The sequence below is a fragment of the Pseudomonas sp. HY2-MNA-CIBAN-0224 genome, assembly GCF_040310285.1.
GTDB lineage: Bacteria > Pseudomonadota > Gammaproteobacteria > Pseudomonadales > Pseudomonadaceae > Aquipseudomonas > Aquipseudomonas helleri.
Map to the genome: position 1 here is coordinate 1 of NZ_JBEOPQ010000952.1, position 231 is coordinate 231.

A 231-nucleotide genomic window follows, 5' to 3' on the forward strand; every position below is an offset into this window, starting at 1 on the left:
TGCCGATATTGCTCAAGAGAAAAAAGACAAGGGTCTGACTGGACTACAACATGAAGTGACCTTTATGGGTTGGTTGCGTGCTTGTACAGTTAGCTTTTTAGACCTAGCAGAGGGCAATATTTATCAATCAAGCGCTAATCCTGCACTACATCCGGAAGTGCAGCGGCGGCTTATGTGGGACGGTGAGCACAATCCGTATAACATCCTACCTGTCACAGAAGAGCGCAAGGC

The 231-nt window shown here is 47.6% G+C and carries 1 protein-coding gene; it reads left to right on the forward strand.

Annotated features, from left to right (window positions below; all coding sequences use genetic code 11):
• The coding region (locus AAEZ03_RS29065) for a hypothetical protein (RefSeq protein WP_350583478.1) at positions 1-231 on the forward strand (231 nt) is incomplete at both ends.